This is a genomic window from Natronococcus sp. CG52 (assembly GCF_023913515.1).
Lineage (GTDB): Archaea > Halobacteriota > Halobacteria > Halobacteriales > Natrialbaceae > Natronococcus > Natronococcus zhouii.
Genome location: NZ_CP099391.1, coordinates 3,323,132 through 3,338,415, shown reverse-complemented (window position 1 = coordinate 3,338,415; position 15,284 = coordinate 3,323,132). Strand labels below are relative to the sequence as shown.

The 15,284-nt window shown below is 65.6% G+C and carries 18 protein-coding genes; 6 read left to right on the top strand and 12 right to left on the bottom strand.

The genetic code is table 11. The annotated features are described in order from the left end of the window. Positions 1–44: 44 nt before the first annotated feature. The 3 genes from NED97_RS16695 (at position 45) to NED97_RS16685 (ending at position 3,234) form a co-directional block, all read left to right on the top strand. Positions 45–1,148: a putative sulfate/molybdate transporter gene (locus tag NED97_RS16695; protein WP_252488147.1), complete on the top strand. Its 1,104-nt coding sequence runs from the start codon at positions 45–47 to the stop codon at positions 1,146–1,148. 303 nt (positions 1,149–1,451) lie between these two features. Further along, positions 1,452–2,558 carry a peptidoglycan recognition protein family protein gene (locus NED97_RS16690; RefSeq protein ID WP_252488146.1) on the top strand — a complete coding sequence of 369 codons (1,107 nt, stop codon included), beginning with the start codon at positions 1,452–1,454 and terminating at the stop codon, positions 2,556–2,558. Positions 2,559–2,751: 193 nt separating this feature from the next. Next, complete coding sequence (locus NED97_RS16685; protein ID WP_252488145.1) at positions 2,752–3,234, top strand: DUF7384 family protein; 483 nt, start codon at positions 2,752–2,754, stop codon at positions 3,232–3,234. Positions 3,235–3,256: 22 nt separating this feature from the next. Here the strand turns inward: NED97_RS16685 and arsM are convergent, their stop codons facing one another. From arsM to NED97_RS16665, 4 genes are all read right to left on the bottom strand, one after another. Further along, on the bottom strand, positions 3,257–4,111 hold the full coding sequence (gene arsM / locus NED97_RS16680) for an arsenite methyltransferase (protein ID WP_252488144.1): 855 nt from the start codon (positions 4,109–4,111) through the stop codon (positions 3,257–3,259). Between the two features lie 15 nt (positions 4,112–4,126). Continuing rightward, the gene (locus NED97_RS16675) at positions 4,127–4,513 is read right to left on the bottom strand and encodes an ArsR/SmtB family transcription factor (RefSeq protein ID WP_252488143.1); all 387 of its coding nucleotides are present in this window, start codon (positions 4,511–4,513) and stop codon (positions 4,127–4,129) included. Between the two features lie 244 nt (positions 4,514–4,757). Continuing rightward, positions 4,758–5,444: a class I SAM-dependent methyltransferase gene (locus tag NED97_RS16670; protein ID WP_252488142.1), complete on the bottom strand. Its 687-nt coding sequence runs from the start codon at positions 5,442–5,444 to the stop codon at positions 4,758–4,760. Between the two features lie 374 nt (positions 5,445–5,818). Further along, positions 5,819–6,367 (bottom strand): XTP/dITP diphosphatase, encoded by a 549-nt coding sequence (locus tag NED97_RS16665; protein WP_252488141.1) that lies wholly within the window; start codon positions 6,365–6,367, stop codon positions 5,819–5,821. 112 nt (positions 6,368–6,479) lie between these two features. Here NED97_RS16665 and NED97_RS16660 point away from each other — a divergent pair, with 112 nt between their 5' ends. Beyond that, entirely contained in the window at positions 6,480–7,559 is a 1,080-nt protein-coding gene (locus NED97_RS16660; protein ID WP_252488140.1) for a Gfo/Idh/MocA family protein, read from the top strand. Between the two features lie 30 nt (positions 7,560–7,589). Here NED97_RS16660 and NED97_RS16655 read toward each other — a convergent pair whose 3' ends face one another. From NED97_RS16655 to pcp, 4 genes are all read right to left on the bottom strand, one after another. Continuing rightward, a complete protein-coding gene (locus tag NED97_RS16655) occupies positions 7,590–8,600 on the bottom strand; it encodes a hypothetical protein (RefSeq protein WP_252488139.1) in 1,011 nt (336 codons plus the stop codon). After that, a complete protein-coding gene (locus NED97_RS16650; protein WP_252488138.1) occupies positions 8,593–8,799 on the bottom strand; it encodes a DUF4177 domain-containing protein in 207 nt (68 codons plus the stop codon). Before NED97_RS16650 ends, NED97_RS16655 begins: the two co-directional genes overlap by 8 nt. Before the next feature lie 105 nt (positions 8,800–8,904). Beyond that, positions 8,905–9,183: a DUF5808 domain-containing protein gene (locus NED97_RS16645; RefSeq protein ID WP_252488137.1), complete on the bottom strand. Its 279-nt coding sequence runs from the start codon at positions 9,181–9,183 to the stop codon at positions 8,905–8,907. A 117-nt stretch (positions 9,184–9,300) separates the two neighbouring features. Beyond that, positions 9,301–9,930: a pyroglutamyl-peptidase I gene (pcp, locus tag NED97_RS16640; RefSeq protein ID WP_252488136.1), complete on the bottom strand. Its 630-nt coding sequence runs from the start codon at positions 9,928–9,930 to the stop codon at positions 9,301–9,303. Positions 9,931–10,231: 301 nt separating this feature from the next. Between pcp and NED97_RS16635 the strand changes: the two genes are divergently transcribed. Then, positions 10,232–10,408, top strand: coding sequence for a hypothetical protein (locus tag NED97_RS16635; RefSeq protein ID WP_252488135.1), 177 nt, complete (start codon positions 10,232–10,234; stop codon positions 10,406–10,408). Between the two features lie 34 nt (positions 10,409–10,442). On the opposite strand, the gene NED97_RS16630 is transcribed toward NED97_RS16635, so the two are convergent. The 3 genes from NED97_RS16630 to NED97_RS16620 all read right to left on the bottom strand — a co-directional run bounded on the left by NED97_RS16630 (position 10,443) and on the right by NED97_RS16620 (position 12,732). After that, on the bottom strand, positions 10,443–12,128 hold the full coding sequence (locus NED97_RS16630) for a bifunctional N(6)-L-threonylcarbamoyladenine synthase/serine/threonine protein kinase (RefSeq protein WP_252488134.1): 1,686 nt from the start codon (positions 12,126–12,128) through the stop codon (positions 10,443–10,445). Between the two features lie 151 nt (positions 12,129–12,279). Further along, complete coding sequence (locus NED97_RS16625) at positions 12,280–12,414, bottom strand: 30S ribosomal protein S27ae (RefSeq protein ID WP_148858527.1); 135 nt, start codon at positions 12,412–12,414, stop codon at positions 12,280–12,282. Next, a complete protein-coding gene (locus NED97_RS16620) occupies positions 12,415–12,732 on the bottom strand; it encodes a 30S ribosomal protein S24e (RefSeq protein WP_252488133.1) in 318 nt (105 codons plus the stop codon). It lies immediately after the preceding gene. 210 nt (positions 12,733–12,942) lie between these two features. On the opposite strand from NED97_RS16620, the gene NED97_RS16615 reads away from it, so the two are divergent. Next, on the top strand, positions 12,943–13,875 hold the full coding sequence (locus tag NED97_RS16615; RefSeq protein WP_252488132.1) for an esterase/lipase family protein: 933 nt from the start codon (positions 12,943–12,945) through the stop codon (positions 13,873–13,875). 351 nt (positions 13,876–14,226) lie between these two features. Here NED97_RS16615 and NED97_RS16610 read toward each other — a convergent pair whose 3' ends face one another. Next, a complete protein-coding gene (locus NED97_RS16610) occupies positions 14,227–15,273 on the bottom strand; it encodes a WD40/YVTN/BNR-like repeat-containing protein (protein ID WP_252488131.1) in 1,047 nt (348 codons plus the stop codon). Positions 15,274–15,284 lie beyond the last annotated feature (11 nt).

The window sequence follows — 15,284 nt, the reverse complement described above, 5'->3', positions numbered from 1 at the left end:
GTTACTGACAAGGGTGAAGTCTATCGGCGTTCAATCGGCTATAGATGGCGTATTCGGTCAGTTTTGAGACGTGGCCCGACCTCGAGTTCACGACGGGTGAGCTGACGGGTGCGCTAGGTGATTCCATTACGGTCCTCCCGCTGCTGGTCGCGCTGGCTGCGACGACCGCCGTCTCCCTGCCCCACGTCCTCGTCGGCTTCGGGGTGTTCCAGATCGTCTGGGGGTTCTACTACGGGATCCCCCTCTCCGTCGAGCCGATGAAGGCCCTCGTCGGGCTGGCGATCGTTGGCTCCCTTTCGTATCCCGAACTCGCGGCCGCCGGACTGCTCGCGGGCGCCGTCCTGCTCGCGGTCGGCCGACTCGGCTTCGTCGGCCACCTCCAGCGCGTCGTCGGCGAACCCGTGATTCGAGGCGTCCAGTTCGCCGTCTCCCTGCTGTTGCTCGAGGCGGCCGTCGAACTCTCGGCGGGGAACGCGCCCGTCGCGGTCGCCGGACTCGCCGTCGTCGCCGCGTTCGCGCTCGTCGGCTACCGACGAGTGAGCGTGCTAGTCGTCCTCGCGGTCGGCGCGACCGCAGCCGTCGCGACGACCGGCGTTCCCGCGCCTCGAGTCCCCGAGCCGGCACTCTTTCCCGCCGGCACGCCGGCGTTCACGACGACCGCGATCGAGGGAACCGTCGCCCAGCTCGGGATGACGATCGGCAACGCGGCGATCGCGACGGCGCTGCTCTGTGGCGACCTCTACGACAGGGACGTCGAAGCCGACGACCTCTCCCAGAGCATGGGCGTTACCTGCCTCGCCGCGATCCCGATCGGCGGCGTACCGATGTGCCACGGCAGCGGCGGGCTGGCCGGTAAGTACGCCTTCGGCGCGCGAACCGGCGGCGCGAACGTCCTTCTCGGAATCGGCTACCTCGCGCTCGCGCTGGTCGCCGCCGGCGCACTGCTCGCCGCGTTCCCGCTCGCTCTACTCGGCGTCCTGCTGGTCGTCGTCGCGCTCGAGCTCGGCAGGGCGGCGTTCGAGCCAGTGACGGACGGTCGCTCGCTCGCGCTCGTCGTCGGCGTCGGGGTCGTCGGCCTCGCGATCAACGTCGGCGTCGCGTTCGTGCTCGGCGCCGTCGCGTTCTGGGCCGTTTCGCGTCTTGATTGACGCGGCGAGAGATCGTGGTGTCTCTGGCGCCGCGTCGCTCACTACGCCGAGATGGTGCAGCATCGAGACGTACCCGCGCGCGGTATCGTACGCTACTGAACCGCGTCCGCCTCGCTGGAGTCGGCAGATAACCAGTGTTGGTCGCCGGCCCCGTTCACCTTCCTTACTCGATCCCTCGATACGAAGGCGATTTACGATTATAAGTTCAACCGACTCTCTAATTACTCTCATATTAATACTTACAATACATTTTATGTGCATTATTGTTATATACACATTGAGATAGGAAAATAGCAGTCGGGAATGAAATTTGGCGGACAGGGTAGCCAACGGGCTGGCGGCGGCATCCGCCGGGACGATCAACAACACCGAACAATGTGTCGATATCACGAACCGAACGAGACGGCGGAACCGACCGACAACTACAGCGACGTTCGACCTACCGAGAGCAACTGCGGCGCGGACGGGGACGATCGCCCTCGAGATTCCGAAGTCAACTCGAACTCACGGCGGAGTTTGCTGAAGAAGACGGCCGCATCCGGTCTTGCAGTGACCGGGATCGCCGGCGGCGCATCGATACCGGCGAGCGCACACCACCGGGACGATCATCCGTCGGACCAGTACGTCTCGGCTCACTGGAACAACTACACCTCGGCGAGTCGCAGCGCGGCGGACATCAACTGGATCGTCGTCCACTGTGCGGTGACCACGTACCAGGGCTGTATCGACTACTTCGAGCGGGATAACGACCGTAACGTCAGCGCCCACTACGTGGTCAGCAACTACGATCACACGGCGGGCGCGCCAGGCCACTGTACGCAGATGGTCAATCACGCCGACATCGCCCACCACGCGCGCGGGTCGAACGCCAACTCGATCGGCATCGAACACGAGTGGCACGACGACTACGGGAATTACTTCACGGACGAGTGTTACCAGACGTCGGCCGATCTCGTCCACTATCTGGCCCACCACTACGACATTCCGTTGAACTACTACGACCATCCGAGCGCGATGTGTGACCACAGCGGCGGGATCATCACTCACCGGAACGCGCCCCAGGACTACACGTCTAACGGGACGTGTACCCAACACCCGAACAAGAGCTGTCCCGGTCCCGACTGGGACAACAGTCGGTACATGGACTTCCTCGAGGGCGACGGCGGTGGAGGCGGCGGGGGCGGCGGTCACACGTTCGAAGACGGCGATCGGATCCGAACCACGACCGATCTCAACGGCCGCGAAGGTCCCGGCCTCCACTACGACGTCGTCCGGACGTATCCCGAGGGGACGGAAGGCGAGATCATGAACGGCCCCGAAACCAACGACGGCTACACTTGGTGGGGAATCCACTACCCAAGCTACGGTGAGTGGGTCTGGTGCGTCGAACGGTACCTCGAGCACGCCTGAGGCGACGTCTAGTCGCGAAACGGATTCGGCCCGGCGCCAGCGGTCGCGTCGATTCCCGGTGCCGTTTTCACGCTCCTCATCTAACGTTCGTCGATGACTGCGCGATGGAGCGAGCTGTTCAACCGGGCGACGGAGTACGACCTCTCGCTCGAGGAGGTCCGGGAAGCGTACGACGCTCGGGCGGAGGGGGACGATGAGTGAGCGAACCGACCAGCCCGATCCGACTCGAGTCGTCGCCGATCCGGCGGTGCTCGCCGCCGATCTGCTCGTCGGCGGTGACGCCCGCGAGGCGCTCGATCACGTCCGCCGCCACTCCTGGGTCGAACTCGTCGCGAGCGATCACCTGCTCGAGGATACCGAACGACTCGTCGCCTCCCTCGCCGACGAAGGGCTCGCAGCCGACCACCGGGAGCGGCTCGAGACCGACCGCGTCGCGGTCGACCACCCGGCGGACGACCACCCCGCGCTCGCGTCCGCCTACCAGGGGGAGGCGGCGCACCTGCTTTCCTACGACGAGCGGCTTAGCTCCGCGAAGGCGGGGCTGTCGCTCCAGCCTCGCGTCTCGGTGAGCGTGCGTCCGCCGGACGCCTTCGCGCGTCTGTTCGACCCCGAGAGTCTCTACGCGGCGGCCGGCGGCGGCGAGTATCCGGGGCCGGATCGCGACCCGCGAGCGTAGCTGTTCTCCCGCCTTCGGCGCTCTACGCTGGTTTACGACCCTCGATCCGAGCGGAGACGATCGGAAGCTCCCCGTCGGACCACTCGCCTTCGACCGTGATCGAGCCGTCGACGAACCCCGCCTCGTCGAGCCAGGTCTCCATCTCGGATATCGTCGCGGCCCCCCCGACGCAGGCCGAAACGGCATCGGGGTTCTCTCGAAGCTCTCGAGGGAGCGGTTCGGTCGCGACTAGATCGGAAATCGCGAGCCTACCGCCCGGTCGAAGCACCCTGAACGCCTCGGAAAGCACCCTCGGCTTCGCCGGAGAGAGGTTGACGACGCAGTTCGAGATGATCGCGTCGACCGATCCGTCCGCGACGGGCAGGTGTTCGATCTCGCCGAGGCGGAACTCGACGTTCTCGAGGTCGCTCTCCCAGGCGTTCTCCCTGGCGCGGTCGAGCATCTCCGGCGTCATGTCGACGCCGATGACGTGTCCCTCGGGGCCGACCTCGCGCGCCGCGAGGAAGCAGTCGAACCCGCCGCCGGAGCCGAGGTCGAGTACCGTTTCGCCGGCCCCGAGCTGCGAGATCGCGACCGGGTTGCCGCAGCCGAGTCCGAGGTTCGAGCCGTCGGGGGCGTCCTCGAGGTCGCTTCGGTCGTAGCCGAGCGAACGCGTTCGATCGGTGGTCGGTGTCGGCTCCGTCTCCTCGTCGTTCGACCCGCAACAGCCCTCGTCGCTCCCGGTGATCTCGGCGTTCGAACCGCAACAGCTCCCGTCGGTGCTAGCGATTTCGGCGTACTCCTCGCGAACGCCCGTTCGCTGGTCGGGGGCCGCCGCATCGGTTGGTATGTCGTCAGTCGATCTGTCGTCGGTTGGTTTGCTGTCGGTGTCCGTCATGGTTGTCGTGTCAAATCAGTCGTCGTCCGGAACGTCCGCGGCGGCGGCGAGGTCGAGCAACTCGAAGACCGCGGTGTCCGCGATCCGGTAGTACGTCCACTTCCCCTTTTTTCGAGAGTTGACCAGCCCGGCATCCCGGAGCGTCCGCAGATGACTCGCGACCGTCGACTGCGGGGCCTCGAGGACGACCTGTACCTCACAGGCACACAGCTCGCCCTCGCGGAGCGCCTCGAGCGTGCGAATCCGGTGTTCGTTCGCGAGCGCTCCGAAGACGGTCGCCTGCGTTTCCACCGTGTCGCCGTCGGGCCGTCGCTGTTCGAGCCCCGCGATCGGATCCTCGTCGTCGTACAGTCGCTCGAGCGTTCGACAGGCTTCCTCGAGCGTTTCGTTGGTCTCAGACATATTGTGAATTTTCGATCTATCTGTGTCCTCGTTCGTACGTTGGTCACCGTCCGCTATATAGTTCTAGGGTGCATCGAGATCGGTATCGTCAGATCAATCAATTAGTCTTCTTCCGGACCTGCTCACAATACAAATCGAAAATTACCGATTTTACCGATCGTACTGGCACACCTCTCCGCGACCTCGGTGAGCGCTCGAGCGCGGCGTGAGAACCGTCCGTCGGGTCTCTCGAGAGAAGTGCTCGCTACGGACTCTGCGCCTCGAGTCGGGCGGAGAAGAACGTCCACGGGTGTTCGTCAGCATCCTCGTCGACTTCTTCGTCGGCATCGTCAGCTTCTTCGTCGGCGCTGTCTTCGTCCGGTTCGTCGGGGACGCCCCACTCGTCGACGATCTCGAAGCCGGCGTTCCGTAACTGGTCCCGCGTGGTTTCCGCTCCGGCGATGTTCCACTCCATTTTGACGCCGCTCTCGAGCCAGTCCGGGTTCTCGCCGGCCCACCGGTTCGTTCCCTCGCACAGGAGTATTCGACCGCCCGGACGCAAGACGCGCGCGAACTCGTCGATGACCGCCTGGTGGTCGTCCATCGGCACGTGGATCAGCGACCAGTAGGCGACGACGGCGTCGAACGTCGACCGCTCGAACGGGAGCGTCGTCATATCGCCCTGCACGAGGACTGCGTCGGGTGCGTTCCCCGCGGCCAGTTTTAGCTGTTCGCGCGAAAAATCGACGCCGAACGCCCTCGTCGAGTCGCTCAGCCGGGAGAGCACCGGCGTTCCCTGTCCACAGCCGGCGTCGAGGACGCGGGACGGATCCGACAGCGACTCGAGAAACCCCTCCAGAATCTGCGTTCCCCGTCCGTTCTCGGATCGTTGTGCAGCGTACGTCTCCGCCAACTCGTCGTACGACCGACGAACGGCATCCTTCTCGACCATTACCGTCGGCTACCGAACCAGAGTTGTTCAATCTTTGCGTAGCGTGCGAGATATCCACTAGCGCTGACGGCCGATCGGTTGTCGACGCCGCTACCAGTAGATAGTAGCACGGTTTCTTTCTTCAGAAAATCTCGTGTAACCGCTGTTACGTACAGGCGGAGTAGGTAACGCTGCGGTAGCCGCTCGAGCGCAGCACCCGCGAACGAGCGAAGCGAGCGAGCGGCCTTTTTCATCGAAGTTTTTGCGCCGAGGGTGAGCGAGCACAGCGAGCGAACCCGAGGCGGAAAAAGTTCGTTGTGCATCTCTACGTAACGATCCGACCGGCTCAGATCCGGAACGAAGACTGGATAAAGAAACCGTATTACCAACTACTGCTACTGCTGGTTGGCGTACCACTCCGCGAACGCGGCCAGCGCCCGGCCGCGGTGCGAGATTGCGTTCTTCTCCGCGGTGTCCATCTCGGCCATCGTCCGCCCGTTGTACTCGAAGATCGGATCGTAGCCGAAGCCACCCTCACCGCGAGGGGCGACGAGGGTGCCGGCGACCGACCCCTCGAACGTCTCGGTGCCGTCGGCGTCGGCGTACGCCATCACGGTCCGGAACCGCGCTCGTTTGTTCTCCTCCTCGCTCGCGAGCCGCCAGAGGCGCTCGACGCCGACGGTGTCCTCGACGTACGCCGAGTACGGCCCCGGAAAGCCGCCCAGTGCGTCGACGAACAGCCCCGTGTCGTCGACCAGCACCGGCTCCTCGCTGCCGAGCGCATCGACGGCCTCGCGAGCGCCGCGGGTGACGATCTCCTCGAGCGAGTCGCTCTGAAGTTCGGCGTAGTCGTAGTCGACCTGTTCGACGGAGTCGATCCCCTCGAGGTACTCGCGGGCCTCCCCGACCTTCCCTTCGTTGCTCGTGACGAATCGAATGGCCATGTGCCAGGGACCGTCCACCGGAGGCAAAGCGTCGTCGGTTGCGACTCCGAAGGGAGCGCCGTGTTCGCCGCAACGCCAACGCTTTCCGTGGTGTACCCACTCACACGAACTGATGAGTAATTCAGCGGGTAGCGTTCGACTCGGTGTAGTCGGACTCGGATTCATGGGACAGACCCACGCTACGAACGCCGAGACGTTCGACCACGACGTCGTCGCGGGCGCCGATCTCGTCGCCAATACGCGCGAGGAGTTCGCGCGAACGTACGACGCGGCGGTCTACGAGGAGTTCGAGGCGATGTACGAGGCCGAGGAACTCGACGCCGTCGCGGTCTCGACGCCGAACGCGTTCCACGAACCGGCCGTCATCGCCGCCCTCGAGCACGGGTACGACGTCTTCTGCGAGAAGCCGCTCGCAAACGACCTCGCGAGTGCCGAACGGATCGCCGCGGCCGCGGCCGACGCCGACGGCTTCTGCATGGTGAACTTCCACAACCGCGTCTCGACCGCGGCGGAGGTCTTCAAGGACTACCAGTCGGAGGGCTTCTTCGGCGAGATCACCCACGTCGACGCGAACTACGTCCGCCGGCGCGGAATCCCCGGCGTCGGCTCGTGGTTCACGAACCAGGAACTGGCCGGCGGCGGTGCCGTGGTCGACATCGGCGTCCACGCGATCGACTTCGCGCTCTACCTGATGGACTACCCCTCCGTCGAGGAGGTCTTCGCAACCACGCGGACGGAGTTCGGCCACCGCGACGAGTACGTGGATCCGGGCGACTGGTACGACGAGACCGAGGAGGCCGTCTTCGACGTCGAGGACTCTGCGACGGCGATGATCCGGTGTGCCGACGACCGGACGGTCTCGCTCGAGGTCACGTGGGCCGCGAACCAGGCGGAGACGAACGACTTCATCGTCCGCGGCACCGACGCCGGTGCGGAACTCGAACTCGGGGGCGAGGAACTGACGATGTACCAGGCCGGCAAGCAGGGGACCGACCACCTCCTCGACTCCGAGCTCACCGACGGCTCGGTCGATCACACCGGCTGGGAGGGAAGCGACAAGCGGTTCCTCGAGGCCGTCGAAGCCGGCGAGGCGCCCGACCTGAACACCGTCGAGCAGGCCCTGACCGTTCAGCGCGTGATCGACGCGATCTACCGGTCGGACGAGGACGGCTCTTCGATCGCCGTCGAGTAGAAACGCCCGTCCGCCGCGAACGTTTCGCGCTCAGCGCTGGGAGTCGCGCAGGATCAGCGGCCCGATCGCGAGCGTCCGTTTCGCGGCCGTCGCGATCCGCATGACGTACGCGGTCAGCATGAAAAACGGCGTGAGCGTGAACGTAAACGTCACGGCGACGAGCCAGACCAGGATCTCGACGCCGAGCAGCGTTCCGACGATCGTCGTCTCGTCGACGAACGTCATCATCATTCCCGAGACGAGCAACGCGGGAATCGCGATGTAGAGGATCAGCCGCGAGAGGTCGATCAGCTCCCACTGGAAGTACAGCGTCTTGATGTGCTCTCGAGCGGGGCCGAACATGACCAGCGAGGTGCGGAGATCGTCGAGCGCCTCGAACTGGTCCTCCTCGAGCGACTCCTGGTAGTCGTCTTCGAGGCGCTCGATCTGGAAGATCTTCCAGGAGTAGTTGTAGTCCATCGAAGCGTAGACGACGTCGAACGTCCCGAACTTGGCGCCGTCGAGTTTCTCGCGGACCGTCTCGGAGTTGCCCGTGATGCTGCCGACGAACTCGTCGACCTCCTGTCGAAGATCCTGATCGTCCGTCTTCGCGACGACTTCGCGAAGGGCGTTGGCCCGTACTTCCGTCGCGTCGACGATCTCTCGCAGAAACGCCGACGGATCGGCCGGTGAGGGTTTGTCGGTGAGCTCCGTGATGTAGCTGCGAAAGTCCATCGTCTCGCTCATTCGCGTCCGCTGCTCGCCGAGCGGACCGTTCTCCTGGGAGACGATGAGCTGGCTGATGGTGACGACGAGGGTGACGCCCGTGACGAGCGCGCTGATCATCGACGCGAACATCGACTCGATCACGCCGCGGTCCTCGAGCAGTTCCGCCAGGGTCGGATCGAGGAGTCCCCCGAGCATGAACAGCCCGAAGAAGACGACCGAGATGACGCCGGTGACGATCAGCCGGTTCGCCCCGACGAGCAGCCAGAGTTTGATCCGACTCTCGTCGGCCCGCTCGCGCATCGTGTTCTCGGTACCGATCTCGTCCTCACTCATCGCCGTCACCCTGTGCGGGTCGCCTGAAGACCAGATACTTCGTCCCGCCGCCGGAGTAGTCGATCGTCTCGACGAGTTCCCATCCCTCCCGGCCGAGTTCGTTCAGCGTCTCTTTCGGATCGTCGGCCTCCTCCATCGCCGGTCCGCGGGGTGGTCGAACTGTCTCGTACTCCCAGACGGTGCCGCTATCCGATGCCATACTCCGTATATTTCACATTCGGCGAAAAAGGATTCGCGTTGCGACCACGTGATCGGTCCTCGAGTCGGTCCGAATTCGACGGGTGATCGCCCCGCTCGCAGACGGTTACTCGTCGTCGACGATGACTTCGACCGGCTCGTCCTCGGTGCCGTCGGCGCCTTCCGTCTTGCCCGTCTCCTGTTGCCAGAGGAGGGCTCCGGCGACGGCGACGACGATCCAGGAGCGCCAGTTGGCGAGATTCAGGGTGTAGCCGACGCCGAACGGCTTCTCGACGAGCATCCCCTCGCCGGGCTGCCAGTACGACGAGAGCATCCGACCCATACTCGGTCGCTCGAAGTTGTACGGTACGCCGAGAACCTCACCGGAAGTTGGCTTGTCTACCATGCGCGAACGCACGTCGTCCACAAGTAAGAGTATTGTGTGCTTCTCTCGGTTCTGGAAATTGGTCTGTCACGACGGCTGTCCGGTCGAGTGTGACCCGCTCAGCGCTATAGCACGCCCTCAGCGTCGCGCGGGTTCCGACAGAACCGTCTCGAGTCCCGCGCGAAGTCCGCGTTTCATCGCCTCGAGTGCCATACTCGGTTCGCCCTCGTCGCGGGCCGCGGCCTGTTCGTGGGAGAAGGGGATGTGGATGAAGCCGACTCGAAATTCCGCATCGGTCGTTTCGACGAGGTGACGGGCGGCGTACAGCAGATTGTTACAGCAGTGCGTGCCGGCGGCGGTCGAGAGCCGCGTCGGAACGCCGGCGTCTCGCATCGCCGCCTTCATCTCCCGGCACGGCAGCGTCGCGAAGTAGGCGTCGGGGCCGTTTTCGGCGACCCGCTCGTCGACGACCTCGCGGTCCTCGTTGTCCGGGACACCCTTCGTATCGCGGAGGTTGATCCCGACCCGCTCGAGCGAGAGCGCGGGTCGTCCGCCCGCGAGACCGAGCGCGCAGACGACGTCGGGGTCGTGTTCGTCGACGGCGGCCTCGAGCCGTGGCGCCGCGCGATCGAAGACGACGGGGAGTTCGACTCCAACGACGCCAGCGCCGCCGATACCGGCGCCGTCGAGTCGCGTCGCGAGTCGGCTCGAGGGGTTCGTCTCGAACTCGCCGAACGGTCCGTAGCCGGTGAGCAGAATGTCGCCCATCGACCGGAACTGATCTCGTCCGATCAAGAGTGTCTCGATTTCTGGCGTACTCTTTCACCAGTCGTCAGCGGGGGTAAACGGGTTCGGTCTCCGATTCACACTCGCGTCGTACCGGCCGTACGCTGCCGGCAGAACTCGAGACGAGCCGTGGATCAGAGCGCGATCGGGATCGAGCAGGGGCGTTCGAAGTACGGCCGCGCTTTCGATCGTCCGTCGAACGGGACCCTCCGTTCGATCGGACGGAAACGCCGCTTGCAGCGCGTATGATAGGCTTTTAGGTCGCGTTTGCGTAGGAGAAACGATGGAGAGCGAGTTGAACTGTCCGGAGTGCGAGACGGCTATTCGATCGAAAGACCAACTCGAGGAGGGCCACGAGGTCTCCGAACTCGCGTTCGAAGACGACGGGATCAGCCTCTACGGAAATCGAAACCTGTTCCTCTGTAAGAACTGCAAGCGGCCGCTCGGCGTCGACCGCTGACCGCGAGCGCGTCGCCGTCGTACCGACCGCCGGATTACGATTCGTCGCCGACGTACCGACCCCTGCCTTCGACGTCCGTAAGCCGCTCGAGGACGCGTTCCTCGCCGACCTCCCGGTATCCCTCCCGAAGGGCCTCCCGAAGCGGGTCGGGATCGTCCGCGGTACCGACGAGGCTCTGGTCGAAGACGTGCAGGTCCATCGCGTAGTCCTCGACGTGGTCCGTGTGATAGCCGAGGCCGAAGTCGATGAGGTACGTTCGCGAGCCGTCCCTGTCACGGACTCCGTCCGTTCGCTCGTTCGGCGGCGCGTCGCGTTCCGCTCGCCCCACCCGAACGTTTCGCGTCGTCAGGTCACCGTGGACGAACCCGGCCCGGTGGAGTCGCGCCAGGTGTCGGCTCACCTCGCGGACCCGGTCGACGGAAAGCGACGCGCGGAGATCCTGCCGACCGACGTGCTCGAGTTCGAGGCGCGCCTCCTGAGGATCGATATCGCACAGGACCGGCGTCGGTACGCCCTCACGACGAGCCAGGCTCGTCAGTCGGGCTTCGATTCGGGTCCGCTCGCGACGGAGCCGCTCGTCGAGTTCGGGGTGTCGGTACTCCTTGCGCTCGCGGCGCTTCGTCACGGAACCCGCGTCGGGATCGAGGTCGACGACCGCCTCGGCACCGCGGACGCTCCCTTCCTCGCGACCGAGCGCGAGGTTCGCCTCCTCGGTCCGCCAGGTAACCGGCACCTGATCCGGTCGAAAGTCCGGATCGACTCGCGACTCCTCGAGCGCGATCGTGTCGCCGGCGTCGTACATCTTCGCGCCGAGAACGGCGATCATTCCGGCGTTGTCCCGCAGAAATCGGGGCTCGGGAGCGTGGAAGCTGGCCCCGCGCTGGGCGCACATCTCCTCGAGCATCTCGCGCAGGCGCGCGTTCTGGCCGACGCCGCCGCCCAGCACGAGTTCGTCGCTGCCGGTCAGCGAGAGCGCGCGCTCGGAGACTTCCGTGAGCATCCCGAAGACGTTCTCCTGCAGGGAGTAACAGATGTCCTCGACCGGTACGTCGCCGTCGTACCGCTGTTTTGCGGCACTCATGATCCCCGAGAACGAGAAGTCCATCCCCTTGACCACGTAGGGGAGGTCGACGTACTCGCCGTCTTCCGCCGCCGCCTCGACCTTCGGTCCGCCGGGATGGGACCAGCCGACGTGACGCGTGAACTTGTCGATCGCGTTGCCGACGCCGGTGTCCATCGTCTCCCCGAGCACGCGGTAGCGGCCGTTCCGGTAGGCCAGCAGGTGGGCGTTCGCGCCGCTGGCGTTCAGACAGACCGGCGAGTCGAAGCCGGAGGTGTGACGACCGATCTCGAGGTGAGCGACCATGTGGTTCACCCCGACCAGTGGAACGTCGAGCGACTGGCTCAGCGCTCGTGCGGCCGTGCCGACGACTCGCAGACAGGGTCCGAGACCGGGGCCGCGGGAGAAGGCAATCGCGTCGACGGGCGGCTCCGTCTCGGGTCCGTCGTGGGTCTCGCGAGCGTGCTCGAGTGCCGTCTCCACGACGCGCGGAATCGCGTCGTGCATGTGTTCGGCCGCCTCGCGAGGATGGATCCCGCCGCTGTCGGGCTGGTAGGCGTCGCTCTCGATGAAGACGTCGTCGGTCCCGGAGTCGTAGCAGGCTGCGCTGGCCGCCCAGGCGGTGCCCTCGATGCCGAGAACGCGGGTATGAGAACTCACGGCTGGTAGGATACTATCGTTTTGAAGTTGTGTGACAGAACGGGCGAGAGAGACACGTTATGCGTGAGGCGATCAGACGCCCCGTTTGCTCACGGCTCTCGTTGTTCGCCGTTCGCATATTTCGAGGCCTCTCGCTTCGCTCGAGCCCTCGCTACTCCCACTCGGTGTAACCGCACTTGCCGCAATGGGTGCGGTCGCCGTGGTCGGCGAGGAAGGCGTCGCCACAGCGGGGACACTGTTCGCGGTCCGTGGTGCCGTCCTCGCCGTAGAGTTCGTGACGGGACATTTAGGCCTCCTCCGCTTCGGCTTCCGTCTCGGCCTCGTCGGCGCCGATCTTGTTTCGCTCGAGCATGTGGTCCTGCTCGACGTCGCGGGCGTGGTCGGCCGACTCGTAAACCTTGGCGTAACCGACGGTCTTTCGCATCCCGAACTTGGTGTCGAGCTGGCGAATGACGACTTCGGCGGCGTCCTTGTTCAGCTTCGCGGCGAGGCTGTCACGCACCTGCAGACGGGAGGGCGTGGCGTCCTCGTGGACCAGTTCGAACGTGACGTCCGATCGGTGCAACATGGGGTTTTCCTCTTCGGAAATGATGTCGACGTCCATGATATCACTCAGTTACACTACTATCCCCGTGTAGCGCCTAAAAGGATTTCGAAGCGGGTGACGCCGACTGCCCCTCGATCGAATGACGCCGTCGGCGTCTCGAGGTCCCGTTTTCGGGACTAACGGTCGCTGCGTCGGATCGACGAGCGCTGCCCCAGCAGTGTCACGGCGTGACAACGGTTTAGGTCCGACACGTCGAACCGTCAGCATATGCGACAGAACGAGCACGCGGACGAGTCCGGTTCGAACGCCCCCTCGAAACCGAGCCGACGACGCGTTCTCGGCGCGCTGGGGGCAGCCACCGCCGCCGGTGTCGCGGGAACCGCACCCGTCGCCGCGGACGACCCCCTCGAGGGAGACGACGACCGCGCAGGACTCCGCGTCGAAACCGGCGATCCCTGCGAGTGGGACCGAACCGACGACTCGCAGCTTACCTTCGACACCGACGGCTACGGCGGCTGGGGCGGCCACGAGTTCCACGGCACGGATCCCGACCTCGAGCACGTACCCGTCGTCTTCGCGCACGGCAACACCCGCGACGCCTGCGACTTCCTCGAGCACGCCGACTACCTCCTCGAGCGCGGCTTCGTCGGCGACGACCTGTGGGCGATCACCTTCGGCCGCGAGGGGAGCACCCACGAGGAGATGCGCGCGCAGCTGGACGACTTCGTCGATAACGTCCTCGAGTATACTGGCGCCGACGGCGTCCAGGTCGTCGGCCACAGCCTCGGCGTGACGGGACTGCGGTACTGGATGGACGGCCTCGACGACCATCCCGACCGCTATGATCGCGTCGAGACGGTCGTCGGCCTCGCGGGTGCGAACCACGGCACCTGGACCTGCGGGTCGGGCTGCGAGGAAGGGCCGGGGACGACCCGGGTCTGTCAGTTCATCTCCCACGCGTGTGCGGATACGCTGGGCGAGCCGCTGTACGAACTCAACGCGCCCGACGAGACGCCCAACGACGACGCGATCGACTACTACACGATCCGCGGCCGCTACGACGAGTTCTTCGCACTCCGCCCGGAGAGCCCGACGCTCGAGGGGGCGGAGAACGTCGTGCTGAACGCCGACCACGACGGCGTCCGAACGGCGGAAGGCGCCAAACAGCTCGCCTACGAGTGGCTCTCTGTCGAAGCTTGAACGATCGTCCTTGCGGGCGAGAGACGACGTTGCATTTTCAGGCCGATCGTCGACGACGGAGTGGCGTACGCCGTCGGAACCGATACCGTCGCCGCGCTCGGGGAGGAACGATGACCGGCGAGACACCTGCCCCGGGACGCGGTCGGCGACCGGACGCGCCCCTCCCCACCGGGACCATCCCACGGACGATGGGCCGACTCCGTCTCGATCCGATTCTGATCGTCCCGTTTCTCGTCGCCGGATTCGTCCTCTCGGTCGTCGGCTGGCTCCGTCGCGGCGATCCGATCCCGCTCCTCGAACTCGAGCGAGCGGACGTCGGACGGGACGGGGACGAACGGTTGCTGCGTCCGACTACTCGGGTAGAACGGCCAGTCCGCGCGGCGCCTGGGCCTCGAGTCCCTCCGCCCAGTCGATCTCCACGCGCTCCCAGGAGTCGCCGAAGTCACGCGTTACGAACAGCCCCTGATTGTTCACGCCGTAGACGACTCTGGCGTCGGCTCCTGACGCGAAGACGGCGCGGACGACGCCCTCGCCAGTCGGAATACCGCTGTCGTCGAGGCGTTTCCAGGCGTCCTCGCCCGATTTCCGGTAGACGTACGACTCCGCGGAGCCGGCCGTGTGGGCCGACCCTGCGCCGCTGGCGCTCGAGAGGAGCACCGACTCGGGGTCGCCGGGATCGGGCGCGACGCTCCAGCAGTAGGTGTGCTCGAGGCCCTCCTGGGGGTGGTCCCACGACTCGCCGCCGTCCGTGGAGACGGCGAAACCGTCGCCGGCCGCGGAGTAGACGAGGCCCTCGCGGTCGGCGTGGGTCGCCAGACTGTGGTTGTCCCGGCGCGATTTCGGCGGCCGCTCCTGCCAGCTCTCGCCGCCGTTCGTGCTGAGTACGAACGCGCCGGCCTCGATCCCGACGTAGAGCCGGTCGGGATCGAACGGATCGACCTCGAGCCAGCGGACGTGGTGGGTGTGCGGCCGCGGCGGGAAGAACCAGTCGTCGGCGGAGGGGAGGTCGACCAGCCCCTCGAGGTGCTCCCAGGAGTCGCCGCCGTCGTCGGAGCGATAGACGCGACTCGGCTCGGTCCCGGCGTAGACGACGTCCGGATCGTGGGGACTGATCGTCACCGACATCACGGCGTCGCTCTCGACGTCCTCGGCGTCGCCGTACCCCTCCTCGAGTTCGGTCGTAAAGTTCGTCTCGAGGGATTCGAACGAGTCGCCGCCGTCGGTCGAGCGGAAGAGGCCGTTCTCGAACGTCCCGACGAAGACGCGTTCGGGCGCCTCCGGCGAGGCGGCGACGCACTCGAGGTCGCGTCCTTCGAGGCGCTCCGTCGTCTCCCAGTCCTCGCCGTCGCCCTCGCAGAGGAGCAGTCGATCGCGCATCGCGACGTGGATCGTCGTCATACGCGAGTATA

What these genes read in the sequence shown, in the direction of transcription:
- NED97_RS16655 (WP_252488139.1), bottom strand. Translation starts at nt 8,600, where the DNA reads ATGAGTGAGGACGAGATCGGTACCGAGAACACGATGCGCGAGCGGGCC.
- arsM (WP_252488144.1), bottom strand. Translation starts at nt 4,111, where the DNA reads ATGACGGACACCGACAGCAAACCAACCGACGACAGATCGACTGACGAC.
- NED97_RS16665 (WP_252488141.1), bottom strand. Translation starts at nt 6,367, where the DNA reads ATGGCCATTCGATTCGTCACGAGCAACGAAGGGAAGGTCGGGGAGGCC.
- NED97_RS16610 (WP_252488131.1), bottom strand. Translation starts at nt 15,273, where the DNA reads ATGACGACGATCCACGTCGCGATGCGCGATCGACTGCTCCTCTGCGAG.
- NED97_RS16660 (WP_252488140.1), top strand. Translation starts at nt 6,480, where the DNA reads ATGAGTAATTCAGCGGGTAGCGTTCGACTCGGTGTAGTCGGACTCGGA.
- NED97_RS16670 (WP_252488142.1), bottom strand. Translation starts at nt 5,444, where the DNA reads ATGGTCGAGAAGGATGCCGTTCGTCGGTCGTACGACGAGTTGGCGGAG.
- NED97_RS16685 (WP_252488145.1), top strand. Translation starts at nt 2,752, where the DNA reads ATGAGTGAGCGAACCGACCAGCCCGATCCGACTCGAGTCGTCGCCGAT.
- NED97_RS16675 (WP_252488143.1), bottom strand. Translation starts at nt 4,513, where the DNA reads ATGTCTGAGACCAACGAAACGCTCGAGGAAGCCTGTCGAACGCTCGAG.
- NED97_RS16625 (WP_148858527.1), bottom strand. Translation starts at nt 12,414, where the DNA reads ATGTCCCGTCACGAACTCTACGGCGAGGACGGCACCACGGACCGCGAA.
- NED97_RS16620 (WP_252488133.1), bottom strand. Translation starts at nt 12,732, where the DNA reads ATGGACGTCGACATCATTTCCGAAGAGGAAAACCCCATGTTGCACCGA.
- pcp (WP_252488136.1), bottom strand. Translation starts at nt 9,930, where the DNA reads ATGGGCGACATTCTGCTCACCGGCTACGGACCGTTCGGCGAGTTCGAG.
- NED97_RS16635 (WP_252488135.1), top strand. Translation starts at nt 10,232, where the DNA reads ATGGAGAGCGAGTTGAACTGTCCGGAGTGCGAGACGGCTATTCGATCG.
- NED97_RS16615 (WP_252488132.1), top strand. Translation starts at nt 12,943, where the DNA reads ATGCGACAGAACGAGCACGCGGACGAGTCCGGTTCGAACGCCCCCTCG.
- NED97_RS16645 (WP_252488137.1), bottom strand. Translation starts at nt 9,183, where the DNA reads ATGGTAGACAAGCCAACTTCCGGTGAGGTTCTCGGCGTACCGTACAAC.
- NED97_RS16650 (WP_252488138.1), bottom strand. Translation starts at nt 8,799, where the DNA reads ATGGCATCGGATAGCGGCACCGTCTGGGAGTACGAGACAGTTCGACCA.
- NED97_RS16690 (WP_252488146.1), top strand. Translation starts at nt 1,452, where the DNA reads ATGAAATTTGGCGGACAGGGTAGCCAACGGGCTGGCGGCGGCATCCGC.
- NED97_RS16695 (WP_252488147.1), top strand. Translation starts at nt 45, where the DNA reads ATGGCGTATTCGGTCAGTTTTGAGACGTGGCCCGACCTCGAGTTCACG.